The sequence below is a fragment of the Allobosea sp. LjRoot9 genome, assembly GCF_964252745.1.
In the GTDB taxonomy this organism is placed as follows: Bacteria; Pseudomonadota; Alphaproteobacteria; order Rhizobiales; family Beijerinckiaceae; genus Allobosea.
The window spans coordinates 618,952-641,452 of the sequence record NZ_CAXUPC020000001.1; the positions used below are offsets into that span (position 1 = coordinate 618,952).

Genomic DNA, 22,501 nt, shown 5'->3' on the forward strand with positions numbered 1-22,501 from the left:
CCGTCCTGTGACAGCCCTCATCGAAATCGTCAGGCATGAGATCGGCAAACGTCTGCCGATGTTTGCGCTCGATAGCAAGACACGGTCGCTCCTCCGGCGGCTGAAACCGGTTGTCGAGAAGAATATCGAGAGGCTGTGTTACCTCGATTACGCACGGGCTCTGGCCGTGCATGCCGACAAGGTGCCGGATATTTCGACCAGAATGGACGAAATGGTTGCCTGTGCTTCGAGCCATTTCAGCGTGTTGTTCGCTGCGAATTTCGACGAGGAATACGTCGCGTCAGTCGTCAGGTTCCGCAATATCGAGATTGAATCGTCGCTCGGCGCCCGCTCGCGCCTGTCGATCGCGATGCGTCTGCTCGAGCCGATCGCGCTGGCGCTGGCCCGAGAAAACCGTTTCTCGCCGGCAGGAATGGCGCGCGACATGGAGATCGTCGGGCGGGTCTTCACGCTGGATATCAATACGACCATCGCCCTGGAGCAGCAGAAGCTCTCGGATGATGGCGCCGCGCGACAAATACGCCTCGCCGAGGGCGCCGCCGATTTCCAGACGAAAATGCGCGAGCTGAATCAGGCCGTCTACGATTCATCCGACCGTTTTCTCAAAAGCGCCGATCGCGCCTCGCAGATGAGCGAGGCTGCGGCCCATGAAACCGCCGAGGTCAGCTCGGCGGCGCGCCGAACCCGGGAAAGCGCAGCCGTGACCGCCTCGGCGACGGAAGAGCTCTCGATGGCCGCTGCGGAGATCGGCAGCACGATGGAGCGGAACCGGGACATTGCCGTCCGTGGCGTCGCGGATGCGCTCAGGCTCTCCGCCAATGTCGAAAGCCTTGGCGCGGGTGCAAACCAGATCGGCTCCGTCGTCGGCCTGATCGCGGCCATCGCGGCGCAAACCAATCTCCTGGCGCTCAATGCCGCCATCGAGGCCGCGCGGGCGGGGCCGGCAGGCCGCGGCTTTGCCGTGATCGCCGGCGAAGTGAAGGCCCTGGCCGGCCAGACGGAATTGGCGACCAGGGATATCTCCGCACAGATCAGCGCACTGCAGGCGATCGCAAACGGCTCCATCCTCGAGGTGAAATCGATCTCCGCGACAATTCGCGAGATGGAAACGGAGATGCGGTCGATCTCGGAACTGGCTTCAAAGCAGAGCGCTGCCACAGCGCTGATTTATGGCGATGCTGCGGAGGTCTCGACGATCGCGGAAGGAACCATGACGAGCGCCGGCATTGTCAAAAATGCGGTCGGCATCCTGCATGAGACGACCGGACAGGCGCGCGACCTGGCCAAGCAACTCAGGTCGACCTCTGTGGAGCTCGACAGCGATATCGGCGATTTCGTCGGCTGGCTGGCTGTCACCTAGCCTGCGGCGGCCGGAAACGCAGCCTGAGCAGAGCCGCCGCGATCAGCATGAGGACGGCGATGGCGATCGACAGATAGAGCGCTCCCGTCTCGCCGAAATGCCGGATGACGGAGGCGTAGACGACCGGCGCGGTGGCGGAGAGGAAGAAGCTCGGCGCGAGCAGCCTGCCGACGACGCTGCCATAGCTGCGGTGGTCGAAGAGCAGCAAGGGCAAGGTGCCGCGGGTGATCGTCAGGATGCCGTTGCCGGCGCCGTAGCAGAACGCGAAGGCGAAGGCCGCGATGCTGGAGTGCCCGCTGGCGAGGCCCGCGACGAAGCAGAACGGCAGCAGCGCACAGGCCATGAGATTGAGGGTCAGCGGCTCGATCCGTCGGCCGAACAGAACCTCGCCGAGGCGCGCCAGCGACTGGCCGACGCCGCGCAGCGTGGCGATCCAGACCGAGACCGAGGCGGCGAGGCCCAGCCCGGCCAGGATGCCGATCATATGGGCGGACATGCCGGCATTGAGGAAATTGGCCAGCGTCGCGATCGCCGCATAAAGCATGCCGGCGATCGCGATGTCACGCGGGCTGGTGGCGAGCGGGCGCTGCTCGGTCGTGGTGCCGCGCGGGGCTGGGCTCTGGTAGCGGCGGTTCGGGATCGCCAGATGGAGCGGTGCGGAGAGCAGCGCGATGCCGGCATAGACCAGGAGCGCGCCACGCCAGCCGAAATGCGCGGCGAGCTCGGCCCCGAGGGGCCAGAACAGGGTGGAGGCGAGCCCGCCGAGCAGCGTGATCTGCGCGATCGGCCCGCGCGCCTGCGGCCCGCCGATCCGGGCCAGCGCCGCGAAGGCGGCGTCATAGAGCGTCAGGCGCATCGCCAGGCCGAGGCAGATCCAGGCGGCGTAATAGGCCGGCACCGTCTCGGCGAGAGCGAGCCCGGCGCAGCCGGCCGCGTTGAGCAGCGCGCCCGCCGTCATCACGGGCAGGCCGCCATGACGGTCGACCAGGCGTCCGACGATGGGCGAGGTCAGGCCCATCACCAGCAGCGCGGCGGAGAAGCCGCCATAGACGACAGCGCCCGACCAGCCGAGATCATTGGCGATCAATTCGCCGAAGCTGCCGATCAGGTAATAGGAGATGCCCCAGGAGACGAGCTGCGACAAGCCAAGGCAAAGGGTGGTCCGGCGCGGGATCAAGAGCTGGGTTCTGAGCTGAAGCCGACTGGAGGAAGCGTGCTGTCGCCGGTGGCCAGGGGGCGCTGCATCAGGATGGTATCGACCCACTGACCGAGTTTGAAGCCGACGGAGCGCAAGGTGCCGGCAGGCTCGAATCCGAAGCGCCGGTGCAGCGCGATCGAACCAGCATTGCTGCTATTGCCGATATTGGCGAGCATCTGCCGCCAGGGGCCGGCATCGCAGCGGGCGATCAAGGCTGCGAGCAGCGCCGTGCCGATACCGTGCCCGCTGAGCCCCTCAGTGACATAGACGGAATCCTCGATGGTGTGCCGATAGGCCGCCCGCGGGCGATAGGCCGTGGCGTAGCAATAGCCGGCGACCTTGCCGTCGAGCTCGGCGACGAGATAGGGCAGGCCAAGCTCCAGCACGGCGGCGCGGCGCGCCAGTAATTCGTCGATGCCGGGCGGTGTCTCCTCGAAGCTCGCCAGCCCGTGCAGGACGTGATGGGCGTAGATCGCCTGCACGGCGGCCATATCGGCCTCGACCGCATCCCGAACGAGGATCGCCGGCCGGCTGGCCTCGGCTTCATGCAATTCCAGGTTTCTCACGGATTTTCCTCCGGCCGGGCGCGGCCGATCTTGTGGGGTAAGGGATGGCGTCAGGGGCCTGCCATGCTCGGCTTCGAGACGCGAGATGCCGAGATCGGCCAGGATTTCTATTTTGACGCGTTTTCTTCACGCGAACCGGTGTCCACTTCGCTTGAAAACGCTCTAGCAAACGATCATCCAGCTCATACAGCGCCAGCACCTCGTGATGGCGCGACAGCGGCGAGCTGGCGAGGTGGTGGCCGAACTCGCGCAGGATGCGTCCGATCGCGAGCAAGTCTGTCGGCATGGGCAAGTCTGTCAGCATCTGTCGGCATGGGATAGCGGCCTGAACGAGCCCGGTTCGTCTCCGAGCGGCCGGATGACATTGCCGGAGCGCGTCCGATAAAAGAAGCTTTTGCCAATTATGCAAAGCATGAGAAATTCTTTGGTAAGAAGCGTTCTTGGGCAAAGGACGTTCTTGGCCATGCGCGACTTCAATCTCGACCAGCTTCAGACCTTCTGTGACGTCATCGCGCTCGGCAGTTTCACCGCCGCCGCCGAAAAGCTGAATCTGAGCCAGCCGGCGGTGAGCCTGCAGATCCGCCAGCTCGAACGGCGCCTCGGCGTGGTGCTGATCGAGCGCGTTGGAAGGCGGGCGCGGCCCACCGTGGCCGGCGTAGAGTTGCTCGGCCATGCCGGCCAGATCGAGGCCGTGGTGTCGGCTGCGCTCGACGGCATGGCCCGGCACGCCACAGGGGCGATGGGGCGGGTGCGGCTCGGCACCGGCGCGACCGCCTGCACCTTCCTGCTGCCGCCGATCCTGCGCGAATTGCGCCGGCGTTTTCCGACGCTCGAGATCACGGTCAGCACCGGCAACACCTCGGATATGGTCAAGGCGATCGACGAGAACCTGCTCGATGTCGGCCTAGTCTCGCTGCCGGTCTCCGGTCGCATCCTCGAGATCACGCCGGTGCTGGAGGACGAATTCGTCGTGATCGCGCCGCTCGAGATGCGCTTGCCCGCGCGCGTCACCGCGGCAGGGCTGTCTGGCCTGCCGGTGCTGCTCTACGAGCCCGGCGGCAATACGAGGCGGATCGCCGATGAATGGTTCGCGCGCGGCGGCGTGAGCCTGAAACCGGTGATGTCGCTGGGCAGCGTCGAGGCGATCAAGGAGATGGTCGGCGCGGGGCTCGGCTGCGCCGTGCTGCCGGGCATGGCCGTGAGCAAAGACAGGAACCGAGACAGTTTTGTGATCCGCCCGCTCTCGCCGCGACTGCATCGCACGCTTGCGGTGGTGATCCGCCGCGACAAGCTCTTGCATCGCGGCCTCAGGGAGACGGTCAAGGCGCTGAAGGCGCTGTCGGAGGGGGCTCAAGGCGTGGAGGATGGCCTCGCAGGGGATGGGAGCGCCCGTTCGGGGGAAAAGCTGTAGAAGCGGGGGCGCCGCGGCGGTCTTCGCAGCGCTCTCTTGCGGTTGCGGCGCTTGTGTGCGGAAAGTCGTCGATTGTCTGAATCCGGTTTGTTTCCCATGAGGCTAGATCCAGTTCGGCACGCGGAGTTCGTGACCGGCCGCAGGCAGTCGGCACTCGTCGACCTGTGGTCGAAGACGGGGTTTGCCGCGGCGCTGAGTGAGGTTACCGGCCCGCATCTCTACGACTATGGCGAGCTGCCCGTCGCGACCGTCGCGATCACCCTCTATGACGTGCGCCGTCATGTGCTGATCGAAGACGGCCGGGTCCGTCGCGACGGCCGCGTCGCGGCCGGGCGGTTCCGCATCGGCCAGCCGGGACGGAAGGTCTTCGTCGATGCGGTTCCCGATGTCCCATCCGGAAAGCTGCTGCTGCTTTATCTGGGCGATGCTTTGCTCCGGGATGTCGGGGCGGGCCAGGGCAGGTCGACGCCGATCGAATTGATGGACAAGGCCTGGGACGTCGACGACCCGTTTCTGTCCCTAGCCGCGCAGCGGCTGGTCGAGGCCAGTGAGGCCGCCCATTCCGGCCAATCACTTCTGGCCGAGCAGCTCGCCTATACGCTGGCGCTGCATCTGTCGGATCGCTACGCCGCCCCGAGCAGCGCATCAGGCGAGCACCCCCGCGATCTCGACGCCGGCATGCGCGCGCGGATCGCGGATTTCGTCCGCGCCGATCCGGGGCGGGACATCACGCTCTCCGACATGGCGAAGCTGTCGGGTCTCAGCCCCTCCGCCTTCATCCGCAGCTTCAAGCGCTCCACCGGCCAGACGCCGCATCGTTTCGTCGTCGAGCAACGGGTCGAGGCGGCCGGAGACCTTCTCTGCGATTCCGGGATGACGATCGCCGAGATCGCGCTCGCCGTCGGCTTCTCCTCGCAATCCCATCTCGGGACGGCGTTCCGGACGATCACCGGCTTGAGCCCGGCGCGCTTTCGGCGCCTCAAGCGCGGCGAAGAGTGATTTTCTGACAGAAACGCCGGTTTCCGCGCGCCCCGCGCCTGTTTTCCGGCAGACATTCCCGGTGGCATCGCAACATCGTGCCGCTTCAGCGCTCGCCCGACCGAAGGCGAGGCCAGGGAGGCAGGAATGTCGACGACACCAGCAACGATCGCTCCGATCGAGGATACGAGCCTGACCGGCTTCTACAAGGACATGACCGTCCCGGAGAAGCGCACCTTCTGGGCCTGCGCCACCGGCTGGGCCCTCGATGGCATGGATTTCATGATCTACCCGCTGGTGATCGGCACGATCATCCAGCTCTGGAAGGTCGATCCCGGGACTGCGGGGCTCGCCGGCACGGTGACCTTGCTGGCCTCGGCGCTCGGCGGCTGGGGCGCGGGCTATCTCGCCGACAGGATCGGCCGGGTGCGGACGCTCCAGCTCACGATCATCTGGTTCTCGTTCTTCTCGCTGCTTTGCGCCTTCGCGCAGAATTTCGACCAGCTCCTGATCTGCCGCGCCTTGCTCGGCCTGGGCTTCGGCGGCGAATGGGCGGCAGGCGCCGTGCTGATGGGCGAGACCATCCGGGCGCAATATCGCGGCCGCGCCGTGGGTTCCGTGCAATCGGGCTGGGCCGTCGGCTGGGGGCTCGCCGTGCTGGCGCAGGCTGCCCTGTTCTCCTATCTGCCGCCCGAACAGGCCTGGCGCTGGATGTTCGCGATCGGTGCGCTGCCGGCGCTGCTGGTGCTCTATCTGCGTGCCTATGTGAAGGAGCCCGAGGTTGCGGCGCAAACGCGCGCCAAGGTCGCGGCCAAGGGGGAGAGCCCCTCCATCCTTGAAATCTTCCAGGGCCCGATCCTGAAGGTCACGGTTCTCGCCTCTCTCGTCTCGATGGGCTGCCAGGGCGGCTATTACGCCATCACCTTCTGGGTGCCGCGCTTCCTGACGACCGAGCGCAAGCTATCGATCGTCAGCTCGACCGGTTATCTCGCGGCGCTGATCGTCGGCTCCTTCGCCGGTTATCTCGTCGGGGCCTGGTATGCCGACAGATTCGGCCGCAGGAACCTCTTCCTCGTCTTCTCGCTCGGCGCGATCGCGGTCGTCGCAGCCTATACGCAATTGCCGCTGTCGAACGAGGTGCTGTGGGTGCTCGGCTTCCCGCTCGGCTTCTTCGCCTCCGGCTATTTCTCCGGCATGGGCGCGTTCCTGACCGAGCTCTATCCCACAAGGCTGCGCGGCTCGGGCCAGGGCTTCTGCTATAATTTCGGACGCGGCATGGGTGCGCTCTTCCCCTTCCTTGTCGGCTATCTCTCGCAGACTACGACGCTCGCCAATGCGATCTGCATCTTTGCCGTCATCGCCTATGTGGTGTTCTTCGCGGCGGCCTACGCCTTGCCCGAAACCCGCGGCAAGGTGCTCCATGCCGATGCGTGAGGCGGGCTCCAATCAGGATCGGGCTCCGGCATGTCCGGGCCCCGATCCGCGCCCGCACGGGCCGACGCGTTATCGCGTGCCGCCAGGCGCGGTCGACAGCCACGCCCATGTCATCGGCCTGCCGCCGGCCTATCCCTTCGTGGACAGCCGCAGCTACACCCCGCCGGAGGCGACGGTGGAACGCTATCTTGCCATGCTCGACGCCACCGGCATGAGCCATGGCGTGCTCGTCCAGGTCAGCGTGCATGGCACGGACAACCGATTGACCGTCGAGACCCTGAAGGCCCATCGCGACAGGCTGCGCGGCATCGCCGTCATCCCGCTCGGCCTGCGCGACCGGGAGCTTGCAGAGCTGAAGGAGGCCGGCATCGTCGGCCTCAGGCTGAATATCCTCTATGGCGGCGGCATCGGCTTCGAGCAGCTCGACGCCTATGCGGCGCTGGCCCGGGAGATGGGCTGGCATCTGCAATTCCTGATCGATGCGCGCGATCTCGTCCCGCTCGCACCAAAGCTGGGGAACCTGCCGGTTCCCTTCGTGGTCGACCATTGGGGCCATTTCCCGGTCTCGCGCGGCCTCGCCGATCCGGGCTTCCAGACGCTGCTCTCGCTCCTGCGCGATGGCGGTTGGGTCAAGCTCTCCGGCGCCTATCGCAACACCGTCGCGGGGCCGCCCTATGCGGACACCATTCCCTTCGCCCGGCTGCTGCACGAGGCGGCGCCCGAGCGCTGCGTCTGGGGCTCGGACTGGCCCCATGTCGCGCATTGGCAGGCGATGATGAATGTCGGCGACCTGCTCGACCTGCTGGCCGATTGGGTGCCTGACGAGGCGGCGCGTAAGCGCGTCTTCGTCGACAACGCGCACAGGCTTTATGGTTTTGAGGGCGTCGTTCCGGCCGGGTCTGCTGGGGGCTGAATCGCCGGGCCAGATCGTTTGCCTCAGGGCTTGATCGTCATTGCGAGTAGCGTCAGCAATGAGCCAATCCAGGAAGGCTTGTTCGACGGCCCCCGGGTTGCTTCGCGGAGCCTGTACTCGGGCTTGCCGAAGGCAAGACCCGGGTGCTCGCAATGACGAGGCAACGCGAATGGAGCCCGCTCCAACGGGAGCACGACCCCGCTCAGCGCACGCCTTCCGCCAGAAATGCCACTGCCGCCGCAACGCCGCCGCTGCCATGGGGGATGCCCTTGGCCTGCAGCGTCATCTCGACGGCGCCGAGCGCGCCCAGCACCATCGGCGCGTTGACATGGCCCATATGGGCGATGCGGAAGGCTTTTCCGGTCAGGTCGCCGATGCCGAGACCCAGCGTCACGCCGCAGATGTCGCGGGCATGGTCGGTGATCGTCGCGGCCTCGACGCCTTGCGTCAGGATCGTCGTCACCGAGGGCGCGCGCTGCGCGGGCTCCGGGATGTTGAAGGCCAGCGCCTGGCCCTCGATCCATTTCGACACCGCCGCATGGGTCGCGCCGGCGAGCAGCTCATGGCGCTTCCAGACCGCCTCCAGCCCCTCGCTCAGGATCATGTCGAGCGCGGCGCGCTGGCCGAAGAGCAGATGCTCCGGGGCCGTGCCGCAATGCTTCATATAGGCCAGCGTGTTCATGCGGGACGACCAGTCCCAGTAGAGCGTCTTCATCGTGGCGCTCCGATGGGCCTGCATCGCCTTTTCATTGGCGGCGACGAAGGCGAGGCCGGGCGAGGACATCAGCCCCTTCTGCGAGGCCGACATCGCGACGTCGATGCCCCAGGCGTCCATCTCGAAGGGCATGCAGCCGACCGAAGCGACGCCGTCGACCATGAACAAGGCCGGGTGGCCGGCGGCGTCCAGTGCCTTGCGCACCGCGGGCACGTCGTTGACGACGCCCGAGGCGGTGTCGATCTGGACCATCAGCACGGCCTTGATCTCATGCCGGATGTCCTGCCGCAGACGCTCCTCGACGGCGGCGGGATCGACCGCCCGGCGCCAGGTCCCGGCGAGAACCTCGACCTCGGCGCCCATGAAGCGCGCCATCTCGCCCCAGCCGACGGCGAAACGCCCGCTCGCCAGCACCAGCACCTTGTCGCCGCGCGAGAGTACATTGGTCAGGGCCGCCTCCCAGCCGCCATGGCCGTTGGCGGTGTAGACGAAGGTTTCGCCGGTGGTGCGGAAGATCTGCTTGAGGTCGTCGAGCACCGACTCGGTGAGGTTGACGATCGTGGCCGAGCTGAGCTCCTCGGCCGGGCGCATCATCGCCTGGAGAACCCGGTCGGGAATATTGGTCGGGCCTGGTGTCGCCAGGAAAGCCCGGCCGTTTGCGACGCTCATCTCGAAATCCCCAATATCTTGCCCGGCGGTCCTGGCGCGCAGGGCCGATGATTGGCGATGGCCTTAGAGCAGGATGCGAAAAAGGGGAAACCGGTTTTTTGCATCGATTTGCTCTCTTTTTGTGATGAGAGCCGGATTGCGCACGGGCGCAACAGCGCAATTGGCCGCGTCACGCAGGGCTGGAATGCCGGGATGGCAGGGGCGCCGCTCTCATCAAAGCGCGAGAGCAGGATCGTCCCACGTTTTTGCGCCCTGCTCGTGAGCCGGTGAGGATGCATGGAGGCAAGGGAACCAGCTGTTGCCGCGTGTTGCAAATGCAACAGGGGGTAACAATTGGCTATCCCAAGATGAGCGTGCCCGGGGTTCGCAGCGGTTTGTGTCTGTTTGTCATAAAACTCATGTCTGGGCTCGGTCTTGTACCGGACTGACCTATCGGAATTTCCGATCAGGTTCGTCCCGAAGAGCCGCGCTGTTTGCTCGTCCGAAGAGCCGCTCTCTCAATTCGATCTGGAGCCTCTGCGATGAGTTCTGCCGCGATCTGTGCTGCCCGCGATGCGCGCGTTTCCCTGACATCGCGTCGCCGCGTGCTGTTGTGCAGCACGGCTCTGGTTGCGGCCGCGCTGGCGATGTTCGAGGTGCCGGCGGCAATAGCCCAGACCTTCACGGTCACCACGGGAACGACCGACAACACCGCCAAGACACTGAACGGGACGCAGACCGGAACCGTCGAGGCCGGCGGCACCCTGAGCACCTCGGGCTCGACCGTGGCGGTGACCTGGAACAACACCGTCTCTCCCAGTGTGATCCTGACGAACCGGGGCACCATCGAGCAGACCGGCACCGGGCGCGCCTTCGATTCCTCGGGCGGCACCCTGACGCCGCGCAACCTCACCTTCACCAACGAGGCGGGCGCGATCCTGCGCTCGACCCAGAACGACGCCTTCCGCATCAACACGGCGGTGACCGGCAGCACCATCCTGATCGACAATGCCGGGCTGATCCAGGCAGGCGGGACCGGCTATGCCGGGCTCGGGCAGGCGCTCGATTTGCGCGCGATCACCGCGACCTCGGGCAACAGCATCAGCATCGTCAACCGCACGACCGGCATCATCGAATCCCTGACCGATGACGCGGTCAGGCCGGGCCAGGCGACCTCGATCAGCAATTCCGGGATCATCCGCAGCTTCGGGGCCAACACCTCCGGCGGCGCCAACGGCACGGCTGATGGCATCGATGCGGGCGCACGCACCGGCATCGTGGTCACCAACACTGCGACCGGGCTGATCTCGGGCGCGCGCCACGGCATCACCGCCGATACCGACATCACGGTGTTCAACCTGGCCGGCGGCACGATCATCGGGCGCAATGGTTCCGGCGTCGGCTCGGACGGCACCGGCACGGTGACGAATTACGGCACCATCACCGGGGCCTATGCCGGGGTCGGCAACATCTTCAACTCGGATGGCGCTGCCTCGGTGAACGGCGATGGCGACGGTGTCGACATCGACCTGATCGGCACGGTCCGCAATTACGGGATCATCCAGGGCATCGGCGCCGGCGGCGTCGATTCCGGCGGCCGCACCAACGGCTCCGAAGGCATCGCGATGGGCGGGGGCCTGATCGAGAACGCTTATGGCGCGCTGATCTCCGGCGCGAGCAGAGGCATCCTCATCGATGACGGCGCCAATGGCTCGGCCTATGGCGCGATCACGATCAACAATGCCGGCACGATCCAGGGCCTTGCCGGCTCGGGCGTGACGATCGTCGGCAATTTCGCCAATTCGGTCACCAATTCCGGCCTGATCTCGGGGACGGGTTCGGAGCCGGCGCTGTTCTTCAACGGCAATGGCAACAACACCGTCGTCAATACCGGCACGATCTCGGCGAGCGGCACGGGTCCCGCCATCCAGTTCGGCGACGGCAACAACAGCCTGACCAGCTCAGGCAAGATCACGGCCGCGAGCGCGACCGGTACGGCGGTGCTGTTCGGCAACGGCAACAACAGCGTCACCATCCAGGGCGGCAGCATCACCGGCAATCTGACGGCCGGCAGCGGCAGCAACACACTGAACTTCGCGCTGGGCCAGGGTGGGGTTTTCACCATCAACGGCAATATCAGCGGGTTCGCGACGACGGTGATCCAGTCGGGCGAAGTGCATGTCAACGGCACGATCAGCGGCTCGTCGGGCCTGAGCGTCGGCGCGGGCGGCATTCTGGGCGGCAACTCCACCTTGCCGAGCGTCACCATCGCCAATGGCGGCACGATCTCGCCCGGCAACTCGATCGGCACCATCACGATCAATGGCAATCTGACGCTGAGCGCGGGCTCGACCACGGTGATGGAAATCCAGGGCGCGGCGGCCGACCGCATCAACGTCAGCGGAACCGCCGCGCTTGCCGGTACGCTGCGGCTCGTGCCGCTGGCCGGCCCCTATGCCTTCAGGACGAGTTATACGCTGATCTCGGCACAGGGTGGCCGCTCCGGCAGCTTTGCCACGGTGGACACGCAGGGCTCCTTCGGCCCGGCGATCCGGACGAACGTGACCTATACCGGCACGGATGTGCTGCTGAGCCTCGATCCCAACGCCATCCTCTCGGTGGTCGGCAGCACGCCGCTCAGCCGCAACGCGCTCGGCGTCGCCGCGGCCTTCGACCGGGCCGTCGCTGGAGGGGCCGATCCGTCGGCCTATTTCAACCTCTACAACACCCAGGCCGGCGCCCTTCCGGCGGCGTTGAATTCGTTGTCGGGCGAGGTCCACACCAGCGCCAACGCCATGGCGGTCCAGGCATCCGGCCAGTTCCTGGGCATGATGCTCGACCCCTTCGCCAATGGCCGCGACGGCACGCTGGTCTCGGCCGCCGAGGCCGGGCTCGGCGCGGCGGCCTTCTCCGCCAGCCGCAGCGCAGTCGAGCTGCCGAGCGGCAAGGGGCCGCGGCCTGTCCTGAGCGAGGCGCCCAGGACCTATCGCGTCTGGGGCGCGGTGGCTGGCGGCTCGGCCCGTCTCGACGGCGACACTGTGGCGGGCTCGGCCCGCAACAAGACCTCCGACGGGCATGTCGCTGTTGGCGTCGATGTCGCGATCCTGCCCGGCACGATCGCGGGCATTGCCGTCTCGGGCGGCCAGTCGGATGCGACGCTCGGCAACGGCATGGGCTCGGCCAACGCTGACGTCTATCAGGCCGGTCTCTACGGCATGACCCGGTTCGGGGCGTTCAGCCTCGGGGCATCGGGTGCCTACTCGTCCCTGCAGGTCGAAACCAAGCGGGCGGTTCCGGTGCTCGGCGTCAATTCGGTTAAGGGCTCGTACCGGGCGGAAAGCTGGAGCGGGCGGCTGGAAGCGGCTTGGGCCGCCGCGAGCTTCGCCGGCGTCACCCTGTCGCCCATCGCCGCGATCCAGGCGCAGAGCGTCAGGACGCCGGGCTTCACCGAGACGAACGGCTTCACCGGGGCGGCCTTCGGTGTGACCTCGCTCGGGCGCACAAACAGCACGGTGCGCAGCGAACTGGGCGCGAAGCTCGGCATCGACACCATGCTGGCAGGCGCGCAGGTCAATCTCTACGCCAAGGCCGCCTGGGCGCATTACTATGTGCGCGATGCTGGCTTCTCGGCGAGCCTTGTCGGCCTGAGCGGCGCGAGCTTCGTCACCGAGGGAGCAAAGCCCGCGCGCGACGCGGCGTTGCTGAGCGTCGGCGCGGATGTGAAGCTCAGCTCGCAGATGAGCCTGGGCGCGCGCCTCGACAGCGAATTGTCGTCGAGCACGACCAGCTATGCCGGCTCGCTCAGGCTGCGCTACGCTTTCTGAGCGTTAGGAACTTCGGCGGGCCGGTCATGCGACCGGTCCGGCCGTGCTGCCTCAGTTGCTGATCTTCGGCAGGCGGCCGATGATCTTCTGGCGGCCATCGACGACTTCGGCGAGGAAGCTCTCGCGCTGGACGTCGCCATTTTTGTCGAAAGTGGTCTCCATCAGGATGCCGGGCTCCTCGGCGGGCGTGATGGTGGCGCCGTGCAGCGTCGCGGCGAGCTTGGTCGGCTCGAACTTGCCCTGCTTCTCGGTCGCCCATTTCACGGCATGGACCGCCATATAGCCCTTGATGCCGTTATGGTCGGGCAGGAAGTTGAAGCGTGCCTGGAAGCGCTTGCCGAACTCCTGCAGGGCCGGGATGGGGGCGTCGATCGTCTGGCCGACATGGCCGCGCACGCCCTCGGCCGCCTTGCCGGCGAGCTCGATCACCTTGGAGCTCAGGATCGTGGTCTCGCCGATGATCGGCTTGCCGACCTTCTGGTCGTTCAGGGCGACGAGCAGCCGGGCGCTCTCCTCCTCGTTCAGATAGACGAAGACGGCGTCGGCCTGGACGTTCTTGATCTTGATCGCGTCATTGGTGAAATCGGCCTGGCCTTGCTCGGTCGAAAGGTCGGCAGCGACCTTGATGTCGCGGCTCGCAAGCTCCTTGACGATGGCGTCATGGCCGCCCTTGCCGAAGTCGTTATTGACCCAGACCACGGCGACCGACTTCACCTTGACCACGTCCTTGAGATAGGCCGCGATCTTGGGCATCGCCGCCGTCTGGCTGAGCGAGGTGCGGAAGATGAAGGGGTTGCCCTGCTGGGTGTAGGCCGCGCCGTCGCCGGCCGCGAGTTGGGCGATCTCGGCGCGCTGCGCCACCTGCATCGAGGCCAGGATCGAGCCGGTATAGACCGGGCCGAGCACGGCATGGGTGCCCTCGTCGATGGCGCGTTGCACGGCGGCGCGCGCATTGGCCGGATTGGTCTGGGTGTCGTAGGCGACGAAGTCGATCTTGCGGCCGAGAATGCCGCCCTTGGCGTTGATCTCCTCGACGGCGAGTTCGATCCCGCTCTTCCAGTTGACGCCGGCCGTGGCGCCGGGGCCGGAGAGCTCGGCGATGGTGACGAGCTTGACCTTGTCCTGGGCGAGCGCCGGCGACGCGGCGGCGAGCACAGCCGCCAATGCGGCCGCCTTCAGCATGAACTTCATTGGATCCTCCCGAGATCACAGCGGCCTTGAATGGCTCTGGTCGCGATCATAATCGGTAGGACACTGTATGCAAGATGGATTTGCGTACAGTTGATGTCGTTGGTGGTGCGATTGGGCTAGCCCGGATCGTCTCGCTTGCCGAACGGGGCAGGGCGATTGCAGGGAGGCGCTGTGTCTGGGGCCGCGTGCCCTCAGCCGGCGCTCGCGCGACGCAGGACATCGCCATAGGCGTCCCGGGCGCGCAGGATGTGCTGGCGCAGGAGGCCGTCGAGATCCGCCATACGGCCATTGGCGAAGGCCTCGACCATCAGGCGATGCTCGCTCATCGAGCGGGCCTGCTCGCCTTCAAGCGGCACCGAGAGATGCGTGCGCAGCGCCGCGACCCGGCCCGAGACGCTGCGATAGGCATTGCCGAGATAGCGGTTGCCGCAATGCAGGAAGAAGACCTCGTGGAAGCCGGTATCGGCGCGGGCATAGTCATGGCGCGTGCCGCTGGCCTGGGCCGCATCCATCACCGCGATCGCACCCGCCATGCCGTCCAGCGTTGCCTCTCGCGCAGACGCGAGGCATTCGCGCAGCGCGTTGGTTTCCAGCATGAAGCGGAAGGTGCAAAGCTCGGCGACGTCCTCTGCCGTCGGCGCAAAGACGAAGGTGCCCTTCTTCGGCACGATGGTGACGAGGCCCTGGAGCTGGAGGCGGGCCAGCGCCTCGCGCACCGGCGTGCGGCTGACGCCGAGCGCGCTGCTCAGCGCATCCTCCGAAAGCGCCTCGCCGAAGCGCATCTCGGCGTCGATGATCGCCTTGCGCAGGCGTTCCTCGACGATGGTGACCAGCGATTTCGGCTGCTGGACCTTGAAACGCCTGATCGCCTTCATGCTCGTCACGTTTCGGCCCTCCGCGATTCGACGCCGGTATCAGGCATAATGCTCGCGGCCGAGAAAGGCTTCATAGCTCGGCAGGTCGAGCATATTGGCCTCCAGGCCGCGCGTGGTGCCGCTGCGCTTCAATTCGCGGGCGAAGGCCGTCATCATATGGGCGTAGGCGAGCGTGGACGAGACGGGATAGCTGAGCAGCTTGAATCCGATGCGGCCGAATTCTTCGGCGGTGAGTGAAGGCACGCGGCCCTCGACATAGTTGAACATCAGGGGCGCTTCGATCTCGCGCAGGGCCTGGCGCATCTCGTCTTCGGATTGCAGCATCTCCAGCAGGACGAGATCGGCCCCGGCCTGCGCATAGGCCTTCCCGCGCGCGATCGCCTCGTCGAGGCCCAAGGGCAGGCGCGCATCCGAGCGGCCGATGATCAGGAAATCGGGATCGCGCCGCGTCGCGACCGCGATGCGGATCTTTTCGGCGTGCTCCTCGCGCGAGACCAGGGCAAGGCCGGCCATGGCGCCGCAGCGCTTGGGCGTGACCTGGTCCTCGAGATGGATCGCGGCGACGCCGGCGGCCTCGTATTCGGCGACCGTGCGGGCGACGTTGTTGAGGTTGCCATAGCCGGTGTCGGCATCGGCGATGACCGGAACCGAAACGGCGGCAGCCAAGGCGCGGCCGCGCGCCACCATCTCGGTCATGGTCAGTAGGCCGATATCGGGCGCGCCGATCAGGCTGGCGGAGAGGCCGTTGCCGGTCATGTAGACCGCCTCGAAGCCGGCCTGCGCGATGGCTCGCGCGCCGATCGCATCATGGCAGCCGGGGGCGACGACGAGGCCGGGCTGGCGCAGCCTGTCGGCGAGGGAATGGCGAGGGCTCACGGCAATCTCCGTCCTGTATGCAAGATACAGAACCTTGCATGAGACGGGCTTGTATGCCAGTCCTCGGTGATGCCGGGGCGGCGCGCAACCGCGCTGTCCTGAGCCCGTTTCGACCCAAGCCCGTTTCGATCGGAGACGCCGCCGTGACAGCCGTCCTGCCAGCCTCACGCTCCCTCGATACGGCTCCCGCGGCGGGCGGGCTCGTCCCGGCGCTGGCGGAGGCGCTGCGCGCGCTGCTCGGCCCCCGCTTCTCGACCTCGCTGGCCGAGCGCGAGCATCATGGCCGCGGCGAATCCTACCATGTCAGCCGCCCGCCCGACGCTGTCTGCAGGGCGCAGACGACTGAAGAAGTGGCTGCGATCGTGCGGCTTTGCGCGCAGCACGAGACCCCGGTGATCGCCTTCGGCGCGGGCACCTCGTTGGAGGGCCATATCGCGGCCTTGCAGGGCGGGGTGAGCCTCGATCTCTCCGGCATGACGCGCATCCTGGCGATCCGGCCGGAGGATTTCGACGCGACGGTCGAGGCCGGGGTCACCCGCCAGCAGCTCGATGCGGCGCTGCGCGATGTCGGGCTGTTCTTCCCGGTCGATCCCGGAGCCGAATGCACGCTGGGCGGCATGGCGGCGACGCGCGCCTCGGGCACCAATGCGGTGCGCTACGGCACGATGCGCGAGAATGTGGTGACGCTCACCGTGGTGATGGCCGATGGGCGCATCATCAGGACCGGTGGGCGGGCGCGCAAATCCTCCGCCGGCTACGATCTGACCCGGTTGTTCGTCGGCTCGGAGGGAACGCTCGGGATCATCACCGAGGTGACGCTGCGCCTGCACCCGCTGCCCGAGGCGGTCTCGGCGCTGGTCTGCTCCTTCGCCACGGTGGCGGGCGCGGTCGAGGCCGTCACGGCGGTGATCCAGTGCGCTGTGCCGGTGGCGCGGGTGGAACTGGCCGATGCGCGGGCGATCGCGGCGGTGAACCGGCATTCGAAGCTGGAGCTTGCGGAGACGCCGACCCTGTTCTTCGAACTGCATGGCAGCCCCGCCGAGGTCGAGCAGCAGGCCAGGACGGTGGAGGGGATCGTCGGCGAGCATGGCGCGACGCATCTCGCCTGGGCGACCGACGCGGAAGAGCGGCGCCGGCTCTGGCGCGCCCGACACAACATCCATTACGCGCTGCAGGCGATGCGCCCCGACGCCCGGATCTGGAGCACCGATGTCTGCGTGCCGATCTCGCAGCTCGCGCCATGCCTTGCGGCGACGCAAGCCGATATCGAGGCGGCGAGTTTCTATATCGGCACGGTCGGCCATGTCGGCGACGGCAATTTCCATCTCGGCCTAGTGATCGACCCGAATTCACCGGCCGAGCTGGCCGAGGCGAAGCGCTTGAACGAGCGCCTGATCGAGCGCGCCATCGCCTGCGATGGCACCTGCACCGGCGAGCACGGGATCGGCTATGGCAAGGCGCAGTTCATGGAGCGCGAGCATGGCGAGGCGGTCGACGTCATGCGCGCGATCAAGCAGGCGCTCGACCCGCTCGGCATCCTCAACCCTGGCAAGGTCTTGCCCGGCAAGACACTGACCGGCAAGCTCCTGCCCGGCAAGGTTTTGCCGGCCGCGCCGCGGGGCTGATCGCGGCCGCTGCTGGCCCCGGCAAAATCGAGTCACGAATTCCGGGGACAACCCTAGTGAAAGCGCTTGAACAAAGCAAGAACATCGTTGATAGTGGCGTCACGGATCGGTAGGGTCCGGCTCCGGTCGATGGCCGGTTTCGATGTGCGCAGGAAATGGAGCCTCTCATGGCTGGTAGCGTCAACAAGGTCATTCTGGTCGGCAATCTCGGGCGCGATCCCGAGGTGCGGCGTCTCGGCAGCGGCGAGCCCGTGGTCAATCTGCGGATCGCGACCTCCGAAACCTGGCGCGACAAGCAGTCGGGCGAGAAGAAGGAGCGCACCGAGTGGCACTCGGTGGTGATCTTCAACGAGAACCTCGCCAAGGTCGCCGAGCAATATCTGAAGAAGGGCTCGAAGATCTATATCGAGGGCCAGCTCCAGACCCGCAAATGGCAGGATCAGTCGGGTGTCGAGAAATACACCACCGAGATCGTGCTGCAGCGCTTCCGTGGCGAACTGACCATCCTCGACAGCCGGGGGCAGGGCGGTTCGGACGAATATGGCGAAGGCGGCGGCGCGATGGAGGATCGCTCGGGCGGCGGCAGCTCCTTTGGCCGGTCGAGCCCGATGGGCGGCGGCACTGCACCGCGCCAGCCCGCCATGGCGGGCGGCGGTGGCGGCCGTTCATCCTCGACCCATCTCGACGACGATATTCCGTTCTAGCAAATACCTATGACGACTATGTAGGGAGCAAGGCATTAAGGCGTTGTTTTACAACGCCTTTTTGCTTTTCTGCCAACGTCTGTCGGTTAGAGCATTTCCGCGTTTCTCCGAGACGCGGAAATGCTCTAGATTCTTGTTTTAACGCGTTTTCTTCACGCGAACCGGTGTCCACTTCGCTCGAAAACGCTCTAGAGCCGGTTCACGGCGCGCAGCGGGATCATGGCGCGCTTGAAGTTTGCTTCGCCGGTTGGGAGTTTTGCATAGGCGGGGCCGTGACTTCGGGCAGCACATCGACGTCTCCGAGGCCATGATCCACGTCGCAATGGTCAGCCTCGTCGTGTCAGCCAATGAGCTCAATCTCAAACGGACTCTGAACCGGCCGAGGCGCTTCGCCGTCAGCGAAAGGCGCTCGGGGGCAGCGCCGGCGCCTCATTGAGCAGCGTGATCGCCACCCGTCGGTTCGGCGAGAGGTAGGGATTGTCGGGGAAGACCGGCTCGGTGTCGGCGCGTCCCACCACGGAGGTGAAGCGGTCGTGGGGGAGCCCGGCAACCGACAGGATCTCGCGCACGGCGAGCGCACGCCCGGCGGTAAGGCTCCATGGATCGACGCCCCGCTCCGAGCCTGGGCGCGCCGCGGCCGTGTGGCCGGTGACAGACAGGCGGTTGGGCAGCCGGCGCAGGGTGGGCGCGATCGCCGCCAGCACGCGACGGGTGCGCTCGTGGGGCTGGACCGAGCCCTCGGCGAACATGGAGCGGCCGTCCTGGTCCATGAGGGAAACGTTCACCCCGTCCTTGGTCGGCTCGATCATGATGTTGCGCGAGAGCTCGGCAATTTCGGGCATGTTCTGGAGCGCCTGCCGGAGGCTGGTCATGGCGCTTTGGTTGTCCTGCACGCTGGTGGTAGGGCGGTTGACCTCGCGGTCGCTGGTGCGGCCCGGGTCGGCCCGACGCGTTCCGTCCTCCTTGGTGGGGCCCATCGTCGCGTCGCGAGGCGCCGACGACTTGCTGCCTGACGTGTCTAGGGCGGTGCCCCACAGCATGCCGCCAGCGCCACTGGTGCTAGGACTCACAGCCGTCGGCGCGAAGTACTCCGCCAGGCCGATCTTCTGCTCCTGCGTCGTCATGCTAATCAGCCACATCAGCAGAAAGAACGCCATCATGGCGGTCACGAAGTCCGCATAGGCGATCTTCCAGGCCCCGCCATGGTGCGCATGAGCGGCCTTCTTGACCTTCTTGATGATAATCGTCTGGGTGGGGTTGGTCATCGAGTCCCTGCTGGAGATTGGGTCAGATCTAGGCGGGCAGACCGGCGGTTGCCGCTTCCACTTCGCTGAAGCTCGGGCGGACGTCGCTGAACAGAGCCTTGCGGGCAAATTCTACCGCCATCACCGGCGGCTGGCCGCCGATATGGGCGAGGAGACCCGCCTTGAGTGAAAGGTAGTATTTGGATTCCGCCTCGAAGAGGCTCCTAAGCGACTGCGCCATGGGCCCGAAGAAGCCGTAGGCGACGAAGACGCCGAAGAAGGTGCCTACGAGCGCGCCGCCGATCAGATGTCCCAGCACCTCCGGCGGCTCTTTGATCGCCCCCATCGTCTTGATCACGCCGAGCACGGCGGCGACGATGCCGAGCGCCGGTGTTCCGTCGGCGAGCGACTGCATGGCCGCAACGATACGCTCCTGCTCCTGGTGGTGCGTCTCCAATTCCTCGTCCATGAGAGCGTCTATCTCGTGGACGTTGTTGGCGCCCTGCGTCAACATGCGCATGTAGTCGCAGACGAACTCGACCGCATGATGGTTCGCTGCAAAAGTCGGGAAGGCGTTGAACAGCGTCGACTCGCTCGGATTTTCAATGTGCTGCTCGACCGCGAGCATGCCCTTCTGCCTCACGAGCTTGTACAAGGAATACTGCATCCCCAGCAGTTCGACATAGCTTTCCTGCTTGTATTTGGGGCCCTTCACGAGCGTGCCGAGCATGGCGGGCACGGCCTTGAGCACCGGGCCGGTGTTGCCGATGACGAAGGCGCCCATCGCTGCACCGAGGATGATAACAAACTCGAACGGCTGCCAAAGGACCTCGAGGTGGCCGCCCATAGCCGAGTAGCTGCCGAAGACGCAGACGAAGACGATGATTGCGCCGACGATCAGTCGCATGATTTGCCATCCTTGCGCCGCAGCAAATACAGCCCGCGCGAAGCCACTACTGGTCTGGCGAAATAAACGATCAAGGTTAACGGCGAGTTCAGAGCCATGAGGCCGCAGGTTTGTAAGCGTCTTCCGCCGGCCACGGCTTTGAGGCTTGGGGCGGCAGAGCAGGCCCAGGGGAAGAAATCGGCGAGCAATGAGTCTCCCCCAATCCCGGTGATCGGCGTTCAGGACGAGGTCCGGGCCGTCCGTTTTTTTGATCGTCTCTCCCCGGCGCGGCCGCCGCGCATTGGCATGCCGCTTGCCTGATTCCAGCTGCAGGATAGGCTCTCGCTTGTGCTGCGCTTCCGGTTCAGCGAGAGGAGGTCGATCATGCCGACACGGCGTAGGTTTATTCAGCTTGGCGCCGCGGCGCTGGCCTTGCCCGCTCCGAATATCGGGCGTGCGGCCGATAAGAGCGTGCTGAAATTCGTGCCGCAGGCCGATCTCGCCGTGGTCGATCCGATCTGGACGACGGCGACGGTGACGCGCAACCACGCCTTCATGGTCTACGATACGCTGTTTGGGCAGGACGAGACCTACAAGGCCCAGCCGCAGATGGCCGAGGGCGCGGTCGCCGATGCCGACGGCAAGGTCTGGACGATCAAGCTGCGCGACGGCCTCGTCTTTCATGACGGCGCGCGCGTGCTGGCCCGCGACTGCGTGGCGAGCCTGAAGCGCTGGGGCAAGCGCGATTCCTTCGGCCAGACGCTGCTGGGTTTGACCGACGAGCTCACGGCCGTCGACGACAGGACGCTGCAGTTCCGATTGAAGAAGCCGTTCCCGCTCCTGCCCGATGCGCTCGCCAAGATGACCGCCTTCATGCCGGTGATCATGCCCGAGCGGCTGGCGAATACGGACGCCTTCACCCAGGTCACCGAAGTCGTCGGCAGCGGCCCGTTCCGTTTCGTCGCGGCCGAGCGCCAATCCGGCAGCCGCGCCGTCTATGAGAAATTCGCCGGCTATGTTCCGCGCAGCGGTGGTGTGCCCGGCCGCACCGCCGGACCCAAGATCGTGAATTTCGACCGGGTCGAATGGCACACTCTGCCCGACCCCGCGACGGCGGCGGCCGCGCTGCAGAGCGGCGAGATGGACTGGGTCGAGCAGCCCTTGCCCGATCTGCTGCCGATGCTGGCGAAGAATCCCGCGATCGAGGTCGTGATCAAGGAGACCACGGGCGCGGTTGCGATCATGCGGATGAACCACCTGCATCCGCCCTTCGACAATCCGGCGATCCGCCGCGCGATCCTGCTGGCGATCGACCAGTCCGAGTTCATGGAGGCGGTCGGCGGGCCCGATAAGAGCCTGTGGCGCCCCGGCGTCGGCGTGTTCCCGCCGGGCACGCCATTGGCGAGCGATGCCGGCATGGAGGTGCTCAACGGCCCGCGCGATGTCGGCAAAGTCAAGCAGGCGCTGGCGGCGGCCGGCTATAATGGCGAAAAGGTCGTGCTGCTCGGTGTCACCGACCTCGCCAATCTCAAGGCCGAATGCGAAGTCGCCAACGAGATGCTGCTGCGCATCGGCATGAATGTCGATTATCAGGCCATGGATTGGGGCACCGTCGTCGCGCGGCGCGCCAAGAAGGAGCCGCCGGCGCAGGGTGGCTGGAACTGCTTCTTCACCGGCTGGGCCGGGCTCGACATGTTCGACCCCGTCGGCCATCTCTCGCTGCGCGGCAATGGCGCCAATGCCTGGCCGGGCTGGCCGGTGGCGCCCAAGATCGAGGCGCTGCGCGATGCCTGGATCGAGGCGCCAGACCTCGCCGCGCAGAAGGCGATCGCGGCCGATATCCAGAAACAGGTCTTCGAGGACGTGCCCTATGCGCCGCTCGGCCAGTATTTCCAGCCGACGGCCTATCGTAAGACGCTGACCGGCGTGCTGGCGAGCTTCCCGACCTTCTGGAACGTCAAGCGGGTGTGAGGGGAGAGACCTGACCGGGGACGGCTCGCCGAAAAAAACGCGCCGTCATCCCGGACGTAGCGAAGCGGAGATCCGGGATCCA

The 22,501-nt window shown here is 66.2% G+C and carries 17 protein-coding genes; 9 read left to right on the forward strand and 8 right to left on the reverse strand.

The features are described 5' to 3' along the window. Positions 1 to 7 precede the first annotated feature (7 nt). Positions 8 to 1,360: a methyl-accepting chemotaxis protein gene (locus tag ACSQ3P_RS03055; RefSeq protein ID WP_436164172.1), complete on the forward strand. Its 1,353-nt coding sequence runs from the start codon at positions 8 to 10 to the stop codon at positions 1,358 to 1,360. Here ACSQ3P_RS03055 and ACSQ3P_RS03060 read toward each other — a convergent pair. Beyond that, complete coding sequence (locus ACSQ3P_RS03060) at positions 1,353 to 2,537, reverse strand: MFS transporter (protein WP_436164173.1); 1,185 nt, start codon at positions 2,535 to 2,537, stop codon at positions 1,353 to 1,355. The two genes, ACSQ3P_RS03055 and ACSQ3P_RS03060, sit on opposite strands and share 8 nt — an antisense overlap. Beyond that, complete coding sequence (locus ACSQ3P_RS03065) at positions 2,534 to 3,124, reverse strand: N-acetyltransferase family protein (protein WP_436164174.1); 591 nt, start codon at positions 3,122 to 3,124, stop codon at positions 2,534 to 2,536. The genes ACSQ3P_RS03060 and ACSQ3P_RS03065 overlap by 4 nt, the downstream gene beginning before the upstream one ends. A gap of 463 nt (positions 3,125 to 3,587) precedes the next feature. Here ACSQ3P_RS03065 and ACSQ3P_RS03070 point away from each other — a divergent pair, with 463 nt between their 5' ends. The 4 genes from ACSQ3P_RS03070 (at position 3,588) to ACSQ3P_RS03085 (ending at position 7,860) form a co-directional block, all read left to right on the forward strand. Next, positions 3,588 to 4,535 carry a LysR family transcriptional regulator gene (locus tag ACSQ3P_RS03070; protein WP_436164175.1) on the forward strand — a complete coding sequence of 316 codons (948 nt, stop codon included), beginning with the start codon at positions 3,588 to 3,590 and terminating at the stop codon, positions 4,533 to 4,535. A 129-nt stretch (positions 4,536 to 4,664) separates the two neighbouring features. After that, positions 4,665 to 5,534: a helix-turn-helix domain-containing protein gene (locus ACSQ3P_RS03075; protein ID WP_436164176.1), complete on the forward strand. Its 870-nt coding sequence runs from the start codon at positions 4,665 to 4,667 to the stop codon at positions 5,532 to 5,534. A 126-nt stretch (positions 5,535 to 5,660) separates the two neighbouring features. After that, a complete protein-coding gene (locus ACSQ3P_RS03080) occupies positions 5,661 to 6,947 on the forward strand; it encodes an MFS transporter (RefSeq protein WP_436164177.1) in 1,287 nt (428 codons plus the stop codon). Continuing rightward, positions 6,940 to 7,860: an amidohydrolase family protein gene (locus ACSQ3P_RS03085; protein WP_436165145.1), complete on the forward strand. Its 921-nt coding sequence runs from the start codon at positions 6,940 to 6,942 to the stop codon at positions 7,858 to 7,860. Before ACSQ3P_RS03080 ends, ACSQ3P_RS03085 begins: the two co-directional genes overlap by 8 nt. A 202-nt stretch (positions 7,861 to 8,062) precedes the next feature. On the opposite strand, the gene ACSQ3P_RS03090 is transcribed toward ACSQ3P_RS03085, so the two are convergent. After that, complete coding sequence (locus tag ACSQ3P_RS03090; protein ID WP_436164178.1) at positions 8,063 to 9,244, reverse strand: pyridoxal-phosphate-dependent aminotransferase family protein; 1,182 nt, start codon at positions 9,242 to 9,244, stop codon at positions 8,063 to 8,065. Positions 9,245 to 9,765: 521 nt separating this feature from the next. On the opposite strand from ACSQ3P_RS03090, the gene ACSQ3P_RS03095 reads away from it, so the two are divergent. After that, on the forward strand, positions 9,766 to 13,047 hold the full coding sequence (locus ACSQ3P_RS03095; RefSeq protein WP_436164179.1) for an autotransporter outer membrane beta-barrel domain-containing protein: 3,282 nt from the start codon (positions 9,766 to 9,768) through the stop codon (positions 13,045 to 13,047). A 51-nt stretch (positions 13,048 to 13,098) separates the two neighbouring features. Here ACSQ3P_RS03095 and ACSQ3P_RS03100 read toward each other — a convergent pair whose 3' ends face one another. The 3 genes from ACSQ3P_RS03100 to ACSQ3P_RS03110 all read right to left on the reverse strand — a co-directional run bounded on the left by ACSQ3P_RS03100 (position 13,099) and on the right by ACSQ3P_RS03110 (position 15,989). Beyond that, on the reverse strand, positions 13,099 to 14,238 hold the full coding sequence (locus ACSQ3P_RS03100) for an ABC transporter substrate-binding protein (protein WP_436164180.1): 1,140 nt from the start codon (positions 14,236 to 14,238) through the stop codon (positions 13,099 to 13,101). A 191-nt stretch (positions 14,239 to 14,429) separates the two neighbouring features. Then, on the reverse strand, positions 14,430 to 15,113 hold the full coding sequence (locus tag ACSQ3P_RS03105; protein ID WP_436165146.1) for a GntR family transcriptional regulator: 684 nt from the start codon (positions 15,111 to 15,113) through the stop codon (positions 14,430 to 14,432). A 39-nt stretch (positions 15,114 to 15,152) separates the two neighbouring features. After that, positions 15,153 to 15,989 carry an isocitrate lyase/PEP mutase family protein gene (locus tag ACSQ3P_RS03110; protein WP_436164181.1) on the reverse strand — a complete coding sequence of 279 codons (837 nt, stop codon included), beginning with the start codon at positions 15,987 to 15,989 and terminating at the stop codon, positions 15,153 to 15,155. Between the two features lie 143 nt (positions 15,990 to 16,132). Between ACSQ3P_RS03110 and ACSQ3P_RS03115 the strand changes: the two genes are divergently transcribed. Then, positions 16,133 to 17,614, forward strand: a complete 1,482-nt coding sequence (locus ACSQ3P_RS03115; protein ID WP_436164182.1) for an FAD-binding oxidoreductase — start codon at positions 16,133 to 16,135, stop codon at positions 17,612 to 17,614. 167 nt (positions 17,615 to 17,781) lie between these two features. Further along, a complete protein-coding gene (gene ssb, locus ACSQ3P_RS03120) occupies positions 17,782 to 18,318 on the forward strand; it encodes a single-stranded DNA-binding protein (RefSeq protein ID WP_310150211.1) in 537 nt (178 codons plus the stop codon). 395 nt (positions 18,319 to 18,713) lie between these two features. Here the strand turns inward: ssb and ACSQ3P_RS03125 are convergent, their stop codons facing one another. Together ACSQ3P_RS03125 and motA are read right to left on the reverse strand one after the other, a co-directional pair. Further along, the gene (locus ACSQ3P_RS03125; protein WP_436164183.1) at positions 18,714 to 19,583 is read right to left on the reverse strand and encodes a flagellar motor protein MotB; all 870 of its coding nucleotides are present in this window, start codon (positions 19,581 to 19,583) and stop codon (positions 18,714 to 18,716) included. Between the two features lie 28 nt (positions 19,584 to 19,611). Further along, positions 19,612 to 20,469, reverse strand: a complete 858-nt coding sequence (gene motA, locus ACSQ3P_RS03130) for a flagellar motor stator protein MotA (protein WP_436164184.1) — start codon at positions 20,467 to 20,469, stop codon at positions 19,612 to 19,614. Between the two features lie 363 nt (positions 20,470 to 20,832). Here motA and ACSQ3P_RS03135 point away from each other — a divergent pair, with 363 nt between their 5' ends. Next, positions 20,833 to 22,419, forward strand: a complete 1,587-nt coding sequence (locus ACSQ3P_RS03135) for an ABC transporter substrate-binding protein (protein WP_436164185.1) — start codon at positions 20,833 to 20,835, stop codon at positions 22,417 to 22,419. Positions 22,420 to 22,501 lie beyond the last annotated feature (82 nt).